Origin of the sequence: Nocardia brasiliensis (assembly GCF_042691675.1) — a bacterium.
In the GTDB taxonomy this organism is placed as follows: Bacteria; Actinomycetota; Actinomycetes; order Mycobacteriales; family Mycobacteriaceae; genus Nocardia; species Nocardia brasiliensis_D.
The window spans coordinates 3,823,317-3,841,415 of record NZ_CP170507.1; the positions used below are offsets into that span (position 1 = coordinate 3,823,317).

The 18,099-nt window shown below is 67.7% G+C and carries 15 protein-coding genes and 1 pseudogene; 8 read left to right on the forward strand and 8 right to left on the reverse strand.

Going from position 1 to position 18,099, the window contains the following annotated elements; genetic code table 11:
• Positions 1–515 precede the first annotated feature (515 nt).
• The 3 genes from ACFK0J_RS17655 to ACFK0J_RS17665 all read left to right on the forward strand — a co-directional run bounded on the left by ACFK0J_RS17655 (position 516) and on the right by ACFK0J_RS17665 (position 4,815).
• On the forward strand, positions 516–2,105 hold the full coding sequence (locus ACFK0J_RS17655) for a Na+/H+ antiporter (protein ID WP_378741593.1): 1,590 nt from the start codon (positions 516–518) through the stop codon (positions 2,103–2,105).
• A 165-nt stretch (positions 2,106–2,270) separates the two neighbouring features.
• Positions 2,271–3,548: a YhgE/Pip domain-containing protein gene (locus ACFK0J_RS17660; RefSeq protein ID WP_378742883.1), complete on the forward strand. Its 1,278-nt coding sequence runs from the start codon at positions 2,271–2,273 to the stop codon at positions 3,546–3,548.
• 139 nt (positions 3,549–3,687) lie between these two features.
• On the forward strand, positions 3,688–4,815 hold the full coding sequence (locus tag ACFK0J_RS17665) for an acyl-CoA dehydrogenase family protein (RefSeq protein ID WP_378741595.1): 1,128 nt from the start codon (positions 3,688–3,690) through the stop codon (positions 4,813–4,815).
• 35 nt (positions 4,816–4,850) lie between these two features.
• On the opposite strand, the gene ACFK0J_RS17670 is transcribed toward ACFK0J_RS17665, so the two are convergent.
• Entirely contained in the window at positions 4,851–6,827 is a 1,977-nt protein-coding gene (locus ACFK0J_RS17670; protein ID WP_378741597.1) for a glycoside hydrolase, read from the reverse strand.
• A 90-nt stretch (positions 6,828–6,917) separates the two neighbouring features.
• Here ACFK0J_RS17670 and ACFK0J_RS17675 point away from each other — a divergent pair.
• From ACFK0J_RS17675 to ACFK0J_RS17685, 3 genes and pseudogenes are all read left to right on the forward strand, one after another.
• Positions 6,918–7,588 (forward strand): annotated as a pseudogene (locus tag ACFK0J_RS17675) (response regulator transcription factor).
• Positions 7,585–8,973 carry an ATP-binding protein gene (locus ACFK0J_RS17680; protein ID WP_378741599.1) on the forward strand — a complete coding sequence of 463 codons (1,389 nt, stop codon included), beginning with the start codon at positions 7,585–7,587 and terminating at the stop codon, positions 8,971–8,973. The pseudogene ACFK0J_RS17675 and the gene ACFK0J_RS17680 overlap by 4 nt, the downstream one beginning before the upstream one ends.
• A gap of 132 nt (positions 8,974–9,105) precedes the next feature.
• Positions 9,106–9,954, forward strand: a complete 849-nt coding sequence (locus tag ACFK0J_RS17685) for a hypothetical protein (protein ID WP_378741600.1) — start codon at positions 9,106–9,108, stop codon at positions 9,952–9,954.
• A 41-nt stretch (positions 9,955–9,995) separates the two neighbouring features.
• Here the strand turns inward: ACFK0J_RS17685 and ACFK0J_RS17690 are convergent, their stop codons facing one another.
• From ACFK0J_RS17690 to ACFK0J_RS17705, 4 genes are all read right to left on the reverse strand, one after another.
• A complete protein-coding gene (locus tag ACFK0J_RS17690; RefSeq protein WP_378741601.1) occupies positions 9,996–10,406 on the reverse strand; it encodes an RNHCP domain-containing protein in 411 nt (136 codons plus the stop codon).
• A 10-nt stretch (positions 10,407–10,416) separates the two neighbouring features.
• Positions 10,417–10,794: an RNHCP domain-containing protein gene (locus tag ACFK0J_RS17695; protein ID WP_378741602.1), complete on the reverse strand. Its 378-nt coding sequence runs from the start codon at positions 10,792–10,794 to the stop codon at positions 10,417–10,419.
• Positions 10,795–11,006: 212 nt separating this feature from the next.
• Positions 11,007–12,281, reverse strand: a complete 1,275-nt coding sequence (locus ACFK0J_RS17700; protein ID WP_378741604.1) for an MFS transporter — start codon at positions 12,279–12,281, stop codon at positions 11,007–11,009.
• On the reverse strand, positions 12,281–12,922 hold the full coding sequence (locus ACFK0J_RS17705) for a GntR family transcriptional regulator (protein ID WP_218477529.1): 642 nt from the start codon (positions 12,920–12,922) through the stop codon (positions 12,281–12,283). The genes ACFK0J_RS17700 and ACFK0J_RS17705 overlap by 1 nt, the downstream gene beginning before the upstream one ends.
• Before the next feature lie 250 nt (positions 12,923–13,172).
• Here ACFK0J_RS17705 and ACFK0J_RS17710 point away from each other — a divergent pair, with 250 nt between their 5' ends.
• A complete protein-coding gene (locus ACFK0J_RS17710; protein ID WP_378742885.1) occupies positions 13,173–14,111 on the forward strand; it encodes an alpha/beta hydrolase in 939 nt (312 codons plus the stop codon).
• A gap of 196 nt (positions 14,112–14,307) precedes the next feature.
• A complete protein-coding gene (ald, locus tag ACFK0J_RS17715) occupies positions 14,308–15,414 on the forward strand; it encodes an alanine dehydrogenase (protein ID WP_378741607.1) in 1,107 nt (368 codons plus the stop codon).
• 43 nt (positions 15,415–15,457) lie between these two features.
• On the opposite strand, the gene ACFK0J_RS17720 is transcribed toward ald, so the two are convergent.
• The 3 genes from ACFK0J_RS17720 to ACFK0J_RS17730 form a co-directional block, all read right to left on the reverse strand.
• Positions 15,458–15,982, reverse strand: a complete 525-nt coding sequence (locus ACFK0J_RS17720; RefSeq protein ID WP_378741609.1) for an Lrp/AsnC family transcriptional regulator — start codon at positions 15,980–15,982, stop codon at positions 15,458–15,460.
• Positions 15,983–16,061: 79 nt separating this feature from the next.
• Positions 16,062–16,544 carry a pyridoxamine 5'-phosphate oxidase family protein gene (locus ACFK0J_RS17725; RefSeq protein ID WP_378741611.1) on the reverse strand — a complete coding sequence of 161 codons (483 nt, stop codon included), beginning with the start codon at positions 16,542–16,544 and terminating at the stop codon, positions 16,062–16,064.
• 29 nt (positions 16,545–16,573) lie between these two features.
• Positions 16,574–17,968, reverse strand: a complete 1,395-nt coding sequence (locus ACFK0J_RS17730) for an amidase (RefSeq protein ID WP_378741613.1) — start codon at positions 17,966–17,968, stop codon at positions 16,574–16,576.
• Between the last annotated feature and the right edge of the window lie 131 nt (positions 17,969–18,099).

Sequence of the window (18,099 nt, forward strand, 5' to 3'; positions counted from 1 at the left end):
GATCGAGGTCGTACGCGTCCTGCGAATTCGTGGGCGTGGCTGGAGACACCGCGAGACCGAGCGGTCCCGCGGGTCTCCGCGCACTAGCACGTGATTGCCTCGCCGGGTCAAATGCCGATCACATCGAGCATCAAACGAACCCAGTGGCTAACCATCCCGATAATCATCGGACTCTCCTTTCACCACCTCAGGGAACTGCGTCGTAAGCACCAGATTGCCGCGGTGTCGCGCACCCAAACGGCGGTGGCTCGGACGTCCACCGGACATCTGGTTCACCGCACTGTCAGCTTGCGCCAGCGTTGCGGGGCGTCCCCATATCGGCATTGAAAGGCGCGGCTGGACAGCGTGAGAGGGTCACGCGGATGAACCGAGCTCATCGAGACCGCGGCGGGCAGCGTCCAACCCTGAGCCGAGGGCGGGCATCTCACCGCGGGTAGTCGACTGCGCGAAACTGCGGCAAGATCATCAGCGGGGGCTTCGGTGATTCTCAGGCCCGCGCAGCAGACTGCGTTGGCGTGAATCATCTGGAGCTGCCGTTTCTCGTGCTGTTCGGCACGATCCTCGCCCAGCCGCTCGGTCGGCGGCTGGGCGTCGCCCCGGCCGTCCTGATGACGGTGTTCGGTTGCGTGCTCGCCTTGATCCCGGCGGTGCCCGAGGTGCGGGTGGCGCCGGATCTGATTCTGCCGCTGCTGCTTCCGCCACTGCTGTACGCTGCGGCCCGGCGCACCTCGTGGCGGACGTTCGCGCGGAACTGGATCGCGATCGCGCTGCAGGCGGTCGGGCTGGTGGTCGCCACCGCGGTAGTGGTCGCGGTGGTGGTGCATCTGTGGCATCCGGCGGTGCCGCTCGCGGTCGCGTTCGTGCTGGGTGCGCTGGTCGCGCCGCCGGACCCGGTCGCCGTCGGCGCGCTGGCCGGTCGGCTCGGGCTGCCGCGCAGGCTGGTCGCGGTGCTGGAAGGGGAGGGGTTGTTCAACGATGTCACCGCGATCGTACTGTCCGGCATCGCGGTGCAGGCGGTGGTCACCGGCCGGTTCTCCGCGTGGTCGGCGGCGCAGGATTTCGTGTTGTCCGCGGTGGTGGGTGGTGCGGTCGGGTTGGTGTTCGGCTGGGGCGGCAGCTGGCTGATGCGGCGGCTGGACGAGGCCGCCTGGCAGGTGGCGCTCGGCCTGGCGCTGCCGTTCGCGGCCTACCGGCTGGCCGACGCCTTGGCCGGGTCGGCGGTGCTCGCGGTGCTGGTGTCCGCGCTGTATCTGACCGAAGCGGCCACCGATTTCGGCGGCAGCGACTATCGGTTGGTCGGCGACTCGTTCTGGACGATCGTCGAAATGCTGGTCACCGGAAGTGCTTTCGGTCTGATCGGCTTGGAGCTGGCCACCGTGCTGCGCGACGCTGGCCCGGATTGGCCGCGCTTCCTCGGCGTCTCGGCCGCGGTGATCGGCGCCGTCGTCGGCATCCGGCTCATCTGGTTGATGGCGACCTGGGCGCTGTTGGGTCCCTGGTGGCGGCGCAGCGAGGCCGACGAGCCGTACACCTGGCGGGAGACCATCGTCACCTGGTGGGCGGGCCAGCGCGGCGTGGCCACGGTCGCGCTGGCCTTGGCCGTGCCGCTGACCACCGAGTCGGGCGCACCGTTCCCGTGGCGCAGCGGAATCCTGTTCACCGCCTTCGCCTTGGTGCTGTTCACCCTGCTGATCCAGGGGCCGACGCTGTCGCTCGTGGTGCGCGCGACGGGGGTTCGCGTCGACACCGAAGCCGAGCGAAGCATGGAGCGGCGGTTGTGGGCCCGCATCCTGCGCGCGGAACTCACGCGTCTGCAAGAGGTAGCGCGCACCGAGAACCTCCCCGACGAGGTCTACGACCGGTTGCACGTCGGTATCGAAAGACGGCTCGCCCGAGCCGATCCCGAAGCGGCCGACGAGGTCGCGGCGGCCGCCGACCGGAGCTATCCGCTCAACCGCAAGCTCAGCCGGATCGATCAGGAAGTGCTGGCCGCCGGGCGCAACGAGGCCATGGCCGCGCGACGGGAACCGGGTGTGCCGCCGGACCTGGTCGACCGGGTGATGCGCCGCCTCGACTTGCGGTCGACTCAGCGCGGGGGCGGGTAGGTGCCTGGTGGAGGCGTGCCGGTATGAGTCGTACCGTCTTCGCATACTTGTGGCAACCGGCCCGGCGAAGCTCCCGAATCCCCGTCCGATCAGCTGCTACCGTCCGAGACCGTGACTACCGACAGCACGGAAACGGGTCGATCGGACCGTCGCCTCGGGCTGCGCATGTGGCTCGTGCCGGTGGCGATCCTGGCTGTGTTCATGGCTCTGCTCGGCACGATGTATCTCGACTATGTGGTCGATCCGGAAGAGAACATGCACGACTTTCCGATTGCCCTGGTCAATCAGGACGTCGGCGAAACCCTCGGCGCGCCGGGGCAGGAGCAGCGCGTCAACTTCGGCGACCAGGTGACCGAAGGGCTGAAGAAGGCCATCCCCGCGGACAAGATCGACCTGCAGATCGTTGCCGTGAACGAGGCGTCGCTGCGAATGCAGGACAACAAGGTGTACGGAACGATCGTGATTCCGAGCGACTTCAGCAAACGGCTGGGGATCCTCGGCGTCGGCAGCGTGATCCCCGGTGACATCGAACGTCCGATCATCACCTTGCAGACCAATCCGCGCAGCGGCGCCTTCGTCACCGAGATCGTCAACCGGATCGGCACCGAAGCGCTGGACCAGGTGAACAAGCAGGTCGGCGCGCAGCTCAGCGAGCAGGTGAAGACTCAGTTGACGCCGCCGCCCGGTGGGCCGCCCGCCCCCGAGCTGAGCGGAGCCACCCGGGTGGCGCTCGCCGAACCGCTGCAGATCGTCGTCGAACCGTTTCATCCGCTGCCGAGCGGCACCGGCCAGGGTCTTACCGCGTTCTTCTACGCGCTGCTGCTTCTGCTGGCCGGGCTGGTCGGCTCGATGACCATTCATACGATGATCGATGCCCAGCTCGGCTTTGTGCCCACCGAGTACGGGCCCTGGTTCGTGCACTTCCCGCCGACACCCATTTCGCGATTCCATACCCTGTTGATCAAGTGGGGCGTGATGGTGGTGACCGCGAATGTCGTTGCGGGAGTGTTCCTTCTGGTCGCGAAGGCGCTCGGCATGCCGATCGACCATCCGCTGGGCCTGTTCCTCTTCAGCGCCTTCGCCATTATCGCCGTCGGCATCACGGGCCTGTCGGTGCTCGCCGCCGTCGGCTCGGCGGGCCTGCTGGTGAACCTGATCCTGTTCATCATTCTCGGCCTGCCCTCGTCCGGCGGTACCGTGCCGATCGAGGCGACGCCGAAATACTTCGACTGGCTGGCCTCCTTCGAACCGATGCATCAGGTGTTCCTCGGCGTGCGGTCGATTCTCTACTTCGACGCCAGCGGTCCGGCCGGTCTCACCAGAGGTGTTTGGATGGCGGCACTCGGCCTGGTCATCGGCCTCGTCCTCGGCACCGTGATCACCCGCTTCTACGACTACAAAGGCTTGCGGCGCACGGGAACCGGCCGTCCGGCGGTGGAATAGCGCGGCACGCGGTGGTTTGGGCTGTGGCAGCAGGCTTGTCCGTTCGCACCTCGGCGGGCGCGGGTTCTGCGTACCCTGGGTCGGCGAGTTGCCCGGCGACCGTGCTGTCACCCGAACTTCTTCGACCAGAGAGCCTTTCGTGACGACTGCCCAGTTTCCTGTTCCGATCCGCGAGGTCGAGCGCAAGGTGCTCGATCGAGTCACCGAGTTGGCGGCGGGGTTTCGTGCCGTCGCGGCCGACTACGACGAGCGGGCCGAGATCGCGGTAGAACATCTGCGGGCGCTACACGACGCGGATGTCGATCGGGCGGTGTTACCCGAGCGGGTAGGCGGGCTCGGGTTGAGTTACGCGGCGTTCGGGCACCTGGTTTGTGTTCTCGCCGAGGCCGACCCGTCGACGGCGACGATCTGGACAATGCATGCCGGAGCGGGGGTCGCGCTGGCGGAATTCACCAGCGAGACGCTCGGCTCGTTCTTCGCCGACGAGTTCCTGGCGGGCAAGCGATTCGCCAACGCACTGTCCGAACCGGCCAGTGGGAACCGGTTTCTCAATCCCCAGCAGGACGCCGTTCCGGTCGCGGGCGGCTGGTCGCTCACCGGCGCGAAGCGGTTCGTCTCCGGCTGCGAGATCGCCCAGTACCTGCTGGTGAACGCGCGCGTGGATGACGTGCCCGCGTTCTTCGGTGTCGTCCCCGACGAGACGGTCTCGACCATCCCGATCTGGGACACGCTCGGCCTGCGGGCGACGCGCAGCCAGCTGCTGTCCTTCGACAACACTCTGCTGCGCGCCGAATACCGTGGCAGGGCACCGGGGTTCGGCGATTTCGCGGTGATCCCGGCCGGACTCCCGGCGATCTCGCTCGGCATTGCCGACGCGGCGCTCGCCGCGCTGGTCGAGCACGCACAGTCGCGGGAGATTCTGGGCAAGCCGCTGTCGCACCAGCAGTGGGTGCAGCACGAGGTCGCCGACGTGCAGATCCGACTGGCGGCCGCCCACGCCTTGTACGAGCGCGCGCTGTGGGAGGCGGACAACGGGATGCCGAGCTTCTTTCCCGACCTGTCCCGGGCCAAGTACCTCGCGAACAAGGTCGCGGTGGACGTCGCGCAGCTGGGTGTGCGGGTGGGCGGTGCCTCCGGCTACCTCAAACAGTCACCCATCCAACGTCACCTGCGCGACGCCGAGGCCGGGCAGTTGATGGCGTACTCGACCGAGGTGATCGCGGGCGAGATCGGCAGGTCGGTGCTCGGCGTGCCGGAGGGGGAGTAACCGGTCGAACCGCACCGGTGCTCTCGGCACGGCGGCTATCTGCCCGGGCAGAGCCGCCGTGGCGTGGCATCCTGTGCGAGTTGGGCATCGACGCAGCCTGCCGGGAGGTCGCCGTAGGACCGGGTGCCGAAATTGGCGGTGACGGTCAGCTTGCCGTCGCCGAATACGGTGCGCTGCACCAGATGATCTGGGGTGAGCCACTGGAAGTCGGACATCGGCGTGGTGCCCGCTGCCTCGTGCAGGGGAGCGAAATACTGTTGGAGCCGGGCGATTTCGGCACCGTGCACGCTGAGCTGTTCTTGATCGAGCACCAGGTTGAGGGGTGTGTTGTTCAGTATCGCGGTCAGCGCCCGCATTGTTTGGTGTTGGGGGAGTTTGTAGTACGGGAGCTCCCAGCGGTCGAGGTTGATCACCGAATCGTGCAGGACGGTCTCGTACAATGGCACCCGGTAGGCCGGATCGAACATGGCCTCGGCCGCGGCCGCGGGTAGTTCGGCCGGTTGGAAGAAGGTCCGCGGGGCCCGCGCCGGTGCCCAGCCACCCCAGTTTTGCTTGTCCCGCTCCGCCTTCCACAGCAGGTCCGAAACCGGCGTCTGGGAGCCGTGGCTATAGGCGAGCACGGTGCTCGCCCACGCGCCCGCGGATTCCGATCCGAGCACCTGCTTGCGCTCTTCGGACAGCTTGCGCATGCGGGCGAGCCGATTGTCGCGGTCCTGCTGCTGATTCATCGGGTGCCCGGGGCTGTAGTCGTCGAAGAATTCGCCCGCGGCATCGACGTCGAGGAAGTAAGTGTTCGCGCCGTTGGCGGTGATGCTCGCGTATCTGTCGTCGAGTAGGCGCGGATTCTGTGCCAGTGCTTGGGAACTGAGGTAGCAGCCGCGATTGCCGAAGCCGGTCTCCGGCTTGCCGTCGGCGTCGTGCACGCAGCCGGTCGGCCAAACCCCACCCGGCCAGCGGGAGCTCGGGTTGTCGGCGGTGGCCGGAGCTTGCGCGTTCGCGTACGAATCATAGGGTCCGGCAAGGTATCCGGCTTGTTTCGCGGCGTCGACGGCGGCGCGGCTCATCGGGTCGTCGCCGGAGTCGTAGCCGAGCCACATGCGGCTGAGTCCTAGTTCGCGCATCTTCCCGATTGCCTCCGGGGTGCGCCCGTCACCCCAGAGGTAGGCATGAAAAGCGCCGAGCAACTGGGAGATCGACGGATTCTCGCGGATCTTGTCGTCCAGCGAACGGAACCGGCCGTGCTGGCGCAACCAGGCGCGATAGTCCTTGGCCGCGGCGACGGGTGCGGCGTCGGTCAGGGCGAAGGTGACCGCGTAGTCACGGGTGTCGGCTCTGGCAGCGAATTCGTGTTCGGCGGTTGCCCGCAGTTTTCCGTCCGTGGAGGTCACGGTGAGGGTGGTGCCGAGATCGGTCGGCGCGATGTAGCTCACGCCTCGGTCACCGATGCGGTAGCTCCAGAACGGCATGGTCAGGCCGGAGGTGAGGTCGAGGGGATTGTCGATGAGTGTGGCCTCGGGGGAGTTCCAGAACGGGTCGCCGACGGGCAGCGACAGTCCCTCGCCGCGCGGGATCTGTAGTGCGACGGTGGCGGGATCGGTGCCGGTCACCGGCCAGGCCAGCCGCTCGTCGCGGTCGCTGCGCAGGACGATCCGGAGGCGGCCGTCCGCGGTGTCGGCGGAGACGGTGAGTCCCTTGTCCGGGTAGGTCCAGGTCGCTTGGTCGCCGATGATCCGGATCGGGCCCGCCGCACCGAGCCCGTCGACAGCACGGTCGGAGATCGTGACCCGCCCGCCGTCATCGGTGCTGCCGGTGATCGACAGCGACGCCGTGTCCACGTCCGCCTGCCCGCCACCGATCGGGACCAGGACGTGGTCTCCACGCTGCACCGGTCGGGTGGCGTCGGTGTCACTGTCACATGCCGTGACGGTCAGTCCCGCGATCAGCAATACGGTGGTGAGGGTGGCCCCGGCCGCGATCCTGCGGTGGGTGCGCTCGATGCTGCGACGTCTCATGCCCGGCACGTTTCCGCGCCCGGATGAGAGTTCGATGAGACGTCGCCGGGTCCCGGGCCTGCGGGGATGCGGTCCGTATCATCTCCGAAGATGCGGGTGTTGGTGGTCGACGACGAGGACGCGGTCCGGGAGGCGCTGGTCCGCGCGATGGACAGCGAAGGTTACGAGACCCGCGCGGCGGGCGACGGGGCCGCGGCGCTCGCCGAGATCCAGCGGTGGCAGCCGGAGGTCGTGCTGCTGGACGTGCTGATGCCGTTCATGGACGGACTGACCGCGTGCAAGCGGTTGCGGGCGCGCGGCGACCGCACCCCGATCCTGATGCTCACCGCGCGCGACGCGGTAGCCGACCGGGTCGACGGCCTCGACGCCGGTGCGGACGACTATCTCGTCAAACCGTTCGACCTGGATGAACTCCTGGCTCGCGTGCGCGCCCTCGTCCGGCGCACCTACCCCGACGACGGCGCTGTCCTGTCCTGCGCGGATCTCGTCATGGACACCACCGCCCACGAGGTCCGCCGCGGCACCGCCTCGTCGAACTCAGCCGCACCGAGTTCGCGTTGCTCGAGGTGCTGCTGCGCAACGAGGGCCAGGCGCTGCCGAGGGAGACTTTGATCGAACGGGTGTGGGGGACCGGGCTCGGCTCCACCTCGAACTCGCTCGAGGTCTACATCCGCTACCTGCGCCGCAAGCTCGAAGCCGAGCGGGAACCGCGACTGATCCACACGCTTCGTGGCATCGGCTACCGGCTGGCTCCGCCGTGAGGTTGCCCGGCTCGCTGCGCGCGCGGATCGCGCTGTTCTGCGTGGTCGCCATCGCCCTTGCGCTCGCGGGCATGGGTGTGGCGGCCTACGCCGTGGTCGCTCATCAACTCGACAGCTCCCTCGACCTCGGACTGCGCCGGGAAGCCACCCGGATCAGCCGCACCATCGCCACAGACGCCGACGTCGCCACCGCCTCCGGGCCATGCCGGTATCTGACCGCGCCGAGCTGTGTCCAGGTCGTGGCCGCCGACGGGCACATCGAATCCGAGCACGACCCGAACCAGCCCCTCCCGGTCGACGCCGCCACCGAAGAGGTCGCGGCGGGCACTCGACCGGCTTACTTCAGCGATATCCGCCTCGACGGCTATCCGCTCCGGATGTACACCGCGCCACTGCGTTCCGGCGCCGCGGTGCAGATCGCGCAGCGCTCCGACCCGGTCGACACCAGCCTGCGCCGTGTCGCCTACGCACTGCTGGCCACGGCGGCGGTCGGCGCCCTGCTCGCCGTCGTGGCGGGATTCGCGGTCGCCCGCCGCGCTGTCGCCCCGGTCAGTACGCTGACCGCGGCCGCCGAGCGGATCGCCCGTACTCGCGACCCGCGGCACCACATCACGGTCCCCGGCCCTGACGAAATGCGAAGCCTGGCACGCAGTTTCAATACCATGCTCGATGAACTAGACCAGGCGCTGACCGCCGAGCGGAACGCCCGCGCCGCCCAGCACCGCCTGATCGCCGATGCTTCGCATGAACTCCGCACGCCGCTGACCGCGCTGCACACCAATATCGACCTGCTTCGCCGAGCCGCCCGCCTCACTCCGGCGCAACTCGATGAAACAGCGTCCGCCTTACGGACTCAGTCCGAGGAACTGTCCGGACTCGTCACCGACCTCATCGACCTCGCCCGCGCCGACGACCCGGCCGCCGTACCAGAATCGTTCGAGGATCTGCGTCTGGACACACTTGTCCTGGATTGCCTTCGTAGGGCCGAGAACCATTGGCCCACATTGACATTAGAGTCTGAGCTCGAACCGTTCACAGTCAACGGCGCCGCCGCCCGGCTCAGCCGAGCTGTCACCAACCTACTGGACAACGCGGCGAAGTTCAGCCCAGCCGATGGTGTCATCCGCGTCGCACTGCATCAGAACGAACTGACGGTCCGCGACCACGGTCCCGGCATACCCGCCGAAGACCTACCCCACATCTTCGACCGCTTCTACCGATCCACCACCGCACGCGGCAAACCCGGCCACGGCCTCGGATTGGCCATCGTCGAGCAAGTAGCAGACCTGCACGGTGCCAAGGTAACCGCCGAAACCGCACCTGGCGGCGGCGCGCTCTTTCGCCTCACCTTTCCACGAACCTCGGCGCCGCATACCGGTGGGTGATTCGGCTTTCCCTAGCGCGAGTCCCTCGAATTTGCCGCTGGCGTGCTCGGCTCGGAAGGAGAAGCATAGGCGTGCGGGACCGGCGCGCCGGGGCGCCTCCGCCATTGCTCGGCCACGAGATGGGAGCGGATTGTGCAGGAAGCCACCGATACCACCGACGCGCCGCCGGGCGCGTCCGACCTCGCCGAGTCCTATACCTGGGAGGTGATCCATGACGGCACCACCGTCGAATCGGGGGAGAACCGCCTAGGGGAATCGCATCCGCTGACCGGCAGCACCGCGAGCCAGCACTACGAGATCGCCTGCGGGTTGTTCGAGCAGGCGTGCGACCGGGCCGTGGAGGAGCACCGCTACGAGGTGATGATGGCGCGGGTCGAAGATCGGCCGGAACCGCGGCCGGTCACCGTGGTATCGGTGATCCTGCGCTATTCCGACGGCAGCGTGGCGATATCGATGACGGCGCACCCGCGGCACCGGCCGATCACCGACAAGGACATGATCGAGTACCGCGAATACCTCGAATGGGCCGAGGAAGACCACCGGCGCTACCTCGAGCGGAAGGCCATGGACGACGAAAGTTTCGCGCTGCCATGGGAATCCACCGAGGAGCAGGAGTGGCTGCCCGAGGAAACGATCGATCGGGCCGACCCACGGCTGGCCCGCATCACCGATCTCGAGGGCGAGGCCGCCGACATCCGAGCCGAAGTCTTCGACCCGGACCACTGCCGCGAACTCCAGTTCCGAGCGGAACAGAAGTTGCGCGAGGCGCGGGCCGCCGCGGCGGAGGCGGCGCAAAGCGCTGATGAAGCCGCACTCGACGCCGCCGAACGCGAGGTCACCCGCCGTACCGAACGCGTCACCCGCTGGGCCACTCTCCTTGCCGAAACCACCGCCGCCTACCTACAGGCCGGGGCACTCGACGCCGAAGCGGCACGGTTACGCCGCGCGTTGCGGACCGAGGTGCAGTCGATCGCGGACTAGCCGGTGTCTACCGCGCGTTCTACCGTAGACACCGGCCCAGCTCACAGGGAAAGCAGCGCGCGCCGACCGATGCGCGGATCGGCCAACGGGCGCAACGCGATTCGCATCAGGGCAAGCGCGTTGTCGTCGCCCGCGATGCGGTTCGCCTTCACCGCCGCACACGCGAGACATTGATGCACCAGTAGCCATTCGCCGTCGTCGCGTGCGGACATGCTCACCGCGACCATCCGTCCGCGGCACGTTTCGGCCCGGTCGCCGGGGACGCGCCGGTCCACGTGGCGGCTGGCCAGGCAGTGCGGGCAATGGTTGCGGTGGGCGGTGCCCGGTGCGCTGATCGGCACGTCCATCCGGCACCCGACGCAGCGGAACGCGTCGCCGGATTCGCCTGCGCGCCCGTGCAATACGTCCTTGGCGCGCTGGGGGCGGCGGGCCGCCGGTTTTCTCCGTGGCATGTCGCACCCCCTACAGGTCGCCGAAAACTTCGAGCGGGAAGGGTGGTTCGGCAAGCGGACGGACCGCCATGCGCATCAGGATGAGCTGGTTGTCGTCGCCGCACACGGGGTGCAGCGCCAGTTCCTGACAGCGGGTGCAACGATGTACCACGGCCCATTCGCCGCTGCGCAGTACCGCGATCGACAGCGGCGCCATCCTGGCTCGGCAGTCGGAGGTGCCACCCTCGACATGATCGTGGGTGTGCCTGGAGTTCAGGCAGCTCGGGCAGTGGTTACGCCAGCTGTTGTCGGGCGCGAGCGTCGTGACGACGAGGCCGCAGCGGACGCAGGTGAAGGTGTCGGTACGCAGCGAAGCGCTGGGACCGTGTGGAGAGGTGTTGTCTGACACCCGGATACTCCTTTGCTGAGGGCTGAATGCGTAAACAGCAGGAGCAGGCCGAGCGCGCCTCGTATTTAGCGGCGGTTGGCTGTGCGGGCGTGGGCGAAACCGGTGCGGTTCGACTCCACGCGGTGAGGCGCGCGCGGCGCGGTCCGGGTCATAAACACTCTCTCTTCCTGGGGGCGCTCAGCCCGGCTCAGCCGATATCTCGGGGCGCATCATCAGCGCGGCGGCAACCGTAGCAATGCGGACTCGTCGGCCGCCACTGATTTCCGCGGGCGGTAATTCCGCGCCACGAGCGTCAGGCTGCCCGCCGCCATGAGGGCCGCGACGGTGAACATGGCGGGGTAACCGAAGCCGACGTGCTGGTGCAGGAAGGACAGCAGGGCGGGCACGCCGAAGCCGAGGTAGCTGACCGAGTAAAAGACCGCGGTCAGTCCGGCCAGATCGTCGGGGCGAGCGATTCGTTCGATCTCCTGGAGACCGGCGACCAACCCGATGCCGTAGCCCGCGCCGAGGATGACGGCTGTGGCCAGTGTTGCCCACAGGGTCAGCGCGCCGGAAGCCCAAGCGGCCGTGGCCATTCCGCACGTGACGAAAACCAGCGAGACGACGGCCGCGCGTGCCGTGCCCGGTTTGTCGATCCGCCTCGCCACGGACTGGATCGCGAAACCACAGCTGAGGGTGATGACGCCGACGAGGGCCGAGAACGCGATCGGCGCACCGTGGATGTGCGGCGCCATCAGGGTCGGCATGATCGCGTAAGCCGTTCCGGCGGAGGTGAACAACCACAACGCGACCGGCAGCGCCACGCACCGGAACCTGCGGTGCGCCGCTGCGGGCACCTTCAGGTCATCCCACAACCGGCCTGGATCCGCTTGGCGGAGTATGGTTTCCGGCGCTCGGGCGACCCACGCGGTGGCGGCCAGGCAGAGCGTCACGTTGATCAGATAGGCCAGCGAGTTCGGCCACGGCGCCCACTGTGCCAGCACCCCTGCCGATCCCGCGCCGACCGCGAACCCACCGGTGAGGCTCATCGCCGAGCGTCGCGCCCCGGTGCCGCCGGGTAGCGCCGGTCCGAACGGCGGTTGCGCGAGTTCCTTGAGCCAGCTGCTGCCGACGGCCATGGCCAGCCCGAGCGCGACTCCGCATAGGACACGCCCGGCGGCCAGCATCGGCACCGAAGCGGATCCGAACGCGAGCAGTAGTGAGCCGGTGGCACTGATCAGTGGGGCCGGACGCAGCAATGTGCGGCGGCCGTACCGGTCCGACAGCGGGCCGCCGATGAGCAATGCGGGCACGATGCCGAGGACGTAGTAGAACAGCAGCAGGTCCACCGTGGTCGCGGGCAGGCCGTGGTTCTTGTACATCACCAACAGCGGGGTGAATTCGTTTCCGCCCCAGGCGATCGCGAACATCGCGGCGGCGACGCCCCACCATTGGTCGGCCGCGACTGCGGCGGGTGTGGACCGGACCGAGGAGGTCGACGTTGTCATCACAGCCCCCGCAATTCCAGCTGGTGCACGCCGGAGAGGTGCTCGGCCAGCGCGGTGGCGAAGCGGTCCACCTCGCCGGCCTCGATCAGACCGGCGAGATGGGCGTGCTGTTCGATGATGCGGTCGATGTCGATCGGGCCGCGGCGCAGTGCGACGCTGTTCATCCGGCGTTGGCGCTCGCGCAGCGAGTCATAGAAGCTCGCGAGCAGCGGGTTGCCCGCCGCGATCACGTACGAGCGGTGAAAGTCGGTGTCCACCAAGGCGAATTGGTCGAGATCCCCAGCCGCGGCGAGTTCGCGTTGCCGATCGAGCGACGCGCGGAACAGCGAGGTCAATGCCGTGCGATCGGTCGAGGCCAGAGCACGCACCGCCGCCGCCTCCACCACATAGCGGGCGTATGCGACGTGCTCGGCCTCGTCCGGCGGGATCGGCACCACCAGCGCGCCGCGCTTCGGGTAGAGCTTCATCCACCCCTCGGTCTCCAGCCGCAGGAACGCCTCGCGCACCGGCGTCCGCGACGTACCGAGGTCGGCGGCGATCTCGCCCTCGCTGATCAGCTCGCCACCCGACAACGTGCCGGTGAGGATGCGTTCCTTCACCTCGCGGTAGGCGTGCTCTGCTGATGAATACGTCTTAGACACAAGTTGTATCTTAGGCAGGAGCGAGAGCTGACCGACTGTGAGGTTTGTTACTGCGGGTAGCTGGCTGATCAGTAACATCTGCCGTCTGATCGGCGACTCGGCCGACACGGGCCGGGTGGACCGTCGAGACCTACCGAGTGCTGTCGCTCGCTTCACCTCGGAATCAGCAAGGACGGTAGGAATCGTGTTGCTCGGTCGCTCATACGTTGCCGCATGCCGGTATGCCGCCAGCCTGGTCGCCGTTGTGGCGATGGCACTGGTATCCGTCGCGTTCGCGCCGACCGCGCAGGCGCGGGAGCCGGCCGTGATCGACCACATCACGCAGAAGACGGCGCGCTGGGAAGAGATGTATGTGCAATCGCCCGCGATGGGGCGGGTGGTCCAACTCGATGTCCTGCTTCCGGCGGACCAGGCCGCGCCCCATCCCACCTTGTATCTCCTCGACGGTGACGGTGCCACCGACGACGAGGGGCAGAGCACCTGGACCCGCAAGACCGATATCGTGCAGTTCTTTTCCGACAAGCCGGTCAATGTGGTGATGCCGGTCGGCGGGCCCGGCGCCTTCTACACCGACTGGCTGCGTGACGATCCCGAGCTCGGGCACAACATGTGGGAAACGTTTCTGACCCGGGAACTTCCACCGCTCGTCGATGAGGTGCTGCACGGCAACGGCCGCAACGCGATCGCCGGGGAGTCGATGGGTGCGCAAGCCGCCGCGACGCTGGCGGTGCGCAATCCGTCGCTGTATCAGGCGGTCGCTTCCTACAGCGGTTGCCTGATCTCCAGCAAACTCGACCAGGCGACGGTGCGGTCGGCGGTGACCGTCAAGGGTGGCGACCCCGACAATATGTGGGGCCCCGCCACCGATCCCGAATGGGCCGCGCACGATCCGAGCCTGCACATCGACGAACTCCGGGGCAAGCAGATCTACATCTCCACCGCCAGCGGGGTGCCCGGCCGCGTCGACTTCACCTACGACCCGACCTACAAATACCCCGACGACACCTTCGACTCGATCGTGCTCGAACTGCTCGCGCACGACTGCACCGTCGAGTTCGACGCGGACCTGCGCGCGCACGACGTCCCCGCGACGGTCCGCTACACCGACTTCGGCACCCATTCGTGGCCCTACTGGCAAGACGCGCTGCACGACTCCTGGGCGACCTTGAAAACCGGCATCGGCCTCTGACCGCAACGCCGTGGCCGAACATCTTGCGGGTTGGGCCGCCGAGAGTGGGGGCGATCTGTGGGTTCAACCGTGCAATGGCCTATTTTGAGAATTATCTTCAACAATATAGACCTGATCTTGCATGATCTTCATAATTTCTCCTAGAACGGTCCACATCGTGCGGATCGGCCATATCCATCGACATTCAGGAGCGCAGGTGAAGATCGGGGTCCCCCGGGAGGTCAAGAACCACGAGTATCGGGTCGCGATTACCCCGGCCGGTGTGCACGAGCTCGTGTCCCGCGGGCACGAGGTGTACATCGAGGCCGGTGCCGGTCGCGGGTCGGCGTTCGAGGACGAGGCGTACACCGTCGCCGGCGCGCGGGTGCTGCCAACCGCCGATGAGGTCTGGGGCACCGCGGAACTGGTGCTGAAGGTGAAAGAGCCGGTCGCCGAAGAGTATTCACGCATGCGCGAAGGTCAGGTGCTGTTCACCTACCTGCACCTCGCGGCCTCCAAGGACTGCACCGACGCGCTGCTGACCTCCGGCATCACCTCGATCGCCTACGAGACGGTCACCGGCCGGGACGGTTCGCTGCCCCTGCTCGCCCCGATGAGCGAGGTCGCGGGTCGGCTGGCGCCGCAGGCGGGGGCGTACCACCTGATGCGCAACGGCGGCGGCCGTGGCGTGCTGATGGGCGGCGTGCCGGGCACCCCGCCCGCCAACGTGGTCGTCATCGGCGCGGGTGTGGCGGGCGGCAACGCGATCGCTATCGCGCACGGCATGCGCGCCGAGGTGACCGTCCTCGACCTGAACATCGCCCGGCTGCGCGAGATCGACGCGCAGTACAAGGGGCAGGTGCGGACCATCATGTCCAACCGACTCGAGGTGGAAAAGGCGGTGCGCCAGGCCGATCTGGTGATCGGCGCGGTGCTGGTGCCCGGCGCGAAGGCGCCGACACTGGTCTCCAATGACCTTGTCGCGCAGATGAAGCCGGGTTCGGTGCTGGTCGACATCGCCATCGACCAGGGTGGCTGCTTCGCGGATTCGCGGCCGACCACGCACGCCGATCCGACCTACCGGGTGCACGAGTCGGTGTTCTACTGCGTCGCCAACATGCCCGGCGCCGTGCCGTACACCTCGACCGTCGCGCTCACCAATGCCACGCTGCCGTACGTGGTTTCGCTGGCCGAACACGGCTGGCGCGACGCGGTCGCGGCGGACAAGGGCCTGGCCGATGGCCTCAGCACGCATGGTGGTGTGCTGCTGTCGGCATCGGTCGCGGCCGCGCACGGTTACGTCGCCGAAAGCTTGGCGGCGTAACGCAGGTGACGAGGGCGGTCGACCAGTGGGTCGGCCGCCCTCGTCATGTCGTGGTATTGGTCCGCGGCCGCATGTGCTCGAAGATGAGGATCGTCTCGGTCGAGGCGACGGCGGGATGCTCACTCAGATTGTTCAGCACGAACCGGCGTAGCTCGTCGGTGTGTGAGGTAGCGACGTGGATCAGGTAGTCGTCGGCGCCCGCGATGAAGTACACATTGAGCACCTCCTCGAATTCCGACATCTGCTCGCCGAACTCGGCCAGGTGCTGACGTGCGCTGGCGCGCAGCCGCACCGCGATCATCGCTTGCAGGCTGCGGCCGAGCGCGGCGGGGTCGATATCGGCGTGAAACCCGCGGATGACTCCGCGCTCCACCAGTGCCCGTACCCGGCCGAGGCAGGTGGACGGCGCGATGCCCGCCGCGGCGGCGAGCGCGTTGTTCGTCATTCGCCCGTCCCGCGCGAGCTGGTCGAGCAGAATCCGGTCGATATCATCGATCGGAACACCGGCGGGTGGGTGGATCGGTGGAACCGGCGAGGTCGCGCCGCCGGGTGAATCAATCTTACGCATGCCCCGACCGTACAGAATCTTGTTCGTAAATCGCACGTCCATTGTGAATTATCTTCAACACGATCGACTGATTTTGTGCTCACGCCCGCCAGGAGGTAGCCGAGAACCCCTGGAGGAACTCCTTGCCCTCGAGCACACGCAGCCGCCAGGGACGCAGCCGCAATAGGCCGATCCCCGGCGACTCCGGCCCGTCCCAGCCCGGCACGCCGATCCCGGCGGGGTTGTAGCCGAGCGGTTCCGGCGTGCTCCGGAAGAGCTCCCACACCTTCGTCTTCGTCTCGATGTCGTCGACCCATTCCGCGCCGCACTCGGCGAGGCAGGTGTCGTGGGTCGGCGCCCAGTAATTGCACGCCACATAGGGGCTGTGTGCCAGGTGCGCGAGTTTCGCGGGCGTCGGGCCGGTGAAGATCCATCCGGTCAGTTCCTGCCCGTCCCACTCCCAGATCGGATGCAGGATGCGGCTGCGTGGCCGTCCTGCCGGATCGGTCGTGGAAACGGTGCACCACACGATGCTGTGTGCCAGGTCCACGAATGCGGGTGCGATATCGCGCAATTCGGTCACATCGGCCACCCTAGCCGTCGAACCGGGATTCAGCCCACCGGGCGTGGATGCGGTCGAACCTGTTCGAGTTGCGCGGCGACCGAGAGGATGGTCGTCTCGCCATTGCTCGGTCCGACCAACTGGACCGCCAGCGGCAGGCCGTCCGTGCCGACGCCCGCGGGCAGCGATGCCGCCGGGTGCCCGGTCACATTCCACAGCGCCGTGTACGCCACCATCGGAATGGACGCGACTTGAGCACGGACGGTATTCGCGCCGTCGAGCACGCCGAGGCGCGGCGGGCGGTTCGCGATGGTGGGGGTGAGCAGCAGATCGCAGTCGACGAAGATCCGATCGACCTTGCGCGCCAAGGCTTCTCCCTGTCGGATCGCCCATTCCACCACCGGACGCCGTGCCCACGCGCCCAGTGCGACGGTCTGGTGGGTGCGGCGCTCGAGCAGTTCCGGATGCTCGACATGAGCGGCCTCTTCCCGCACCCCGCCGAAGAACTGCGGGAAGAACGCATGCGTCGATTCGGGATAGTTCGGGTCGACCTCGAAGACCGAATGCCCCAGCTCGGCAAGCAGATTCGCGGTGTCGTGCACCGCACGCACGTGCGCGGGATCCGGTTTCACCAGCGGGGTGGCCGATTTGGTGCTGTAGCCGATTCGCAGACCGGCCGGAGATTGCCTGGCCGCCTCCTCGAACGACATCACCGGGTCCGCCGCCGTGAATCGGTCGTGGGGTGTGTTGCCGCGAATCACGTCATACACGATCGCCGAGTCGAGCACGCCGCGGGTCAACGGACCGCACACGCCGAGCGCCCACCACAGGTGCTCGTTCGGCGCGACCGGCACCCGTCCGCGCTGCGGTTTGAGACCGAACAGCCCGCAGCAGGCCGACGGGATCCGGATCGACCCGCCGCCATCGCCGCCCAGCGCGACCGGAACCAACCCCGCCGCCACCGCGGCGGCCGAACCACCGCTGGAGCCACCGGTCGACCGGCTGCGATCCCACGGATTGCGGGTCACCCCGAAGGTGCTCGATTCGGTGAACGGCCACTGCCCGAATTCCGGCATCGCGGTCTTGCCGACGATGACGGCCCCGGCCGCCCGCAACCGCCGCACCACCTCGGCGTCGGCCGCGGCCGGGGTCGAGTTGGCCCGGGTACCGAAGGTGGTCACGACACCGGCGACATCGATCTCGTCCTTGATCGCGATCGGAATGCCGTGCAGCGGGCCGACCGTCCCCGCGGCGCGTTCGCGATCACGGTCGATCGCCTCGGCGCGGGCCCGCTCGTGCAGCACGCGGGTGAACGCACCGAGCTCCGCGGCCTCGTCGATGCCGTGCAACGTGGCGTCGACAAGGTCCTGGGTCGACAGCGCTCCCTGTTCCAGCAGCTCGCGCTGCTCGAGCACGCCCGCTGCCACGACATCCTGGAGATCCATCTGCTATCGCTCCTCTCGGTCACGTCGCACCGTGTGACCAGCACGACCGAGCCGTCGGTGCCGAAGATCCGACAGTAGATAGTCGTACGACCATTTCGCAACGTCGGTTCCCGCCGAAAGATAGGGCTGGG

Coding starts and splice junctions, on each gene's coding strand:
- ACFK0J_RS17660 (WP_378742883.1), top strand. CDS start 2,271: ATGTGGCTCGTGCCGGTGGCGATCCTGGCTGTGTTCATGGCTCTGCTC.
- ACFK0J_RS17670 (WP_378741597.1), bottom strand. CDS start 6,827: ATGAGACGTCGCAGCATCGAGCGCACCCACCGCAGGATCGCGGCCGGG.
- ACFK0J_RS17690 (WP_378741601.1), bottom strand. CDS start 10,406: ATGCCACGGAGAAAACCGGCGGCCCGCCGCCCCCAGCGCGCCAAGGAC.
- ACFK0J_RS17700 (WP_378741604.1), bottom strand. CDS start 12,281: ATGACAACGTCGACCTCCTCGGTCCGGTCCACACCCGCCGCAGTCGCG.
- ACFK0J_RS17710 (WP_378742885.1), top strand. CDS start 13,173: ATGGCACTGGTATCCGTCGCGTTCGCGCCGACCGCGCAGGCGCGGGAG.
- ACFK0J_RS17720 (WP_378741609.1), bottom strand. CDS start 15,982: ATGCGTAAGATTGATTCACCCGGCGGCGCGACCTCGCCGGTTCCACCG.
- ACFK0J_RS17730 (WP_378741613.1), bottom strand. CDS start 17,968: ATGGATCTCCAGGATGTCGTGGCAGCGGGCGTGCTCGAGCAGCGCGAG.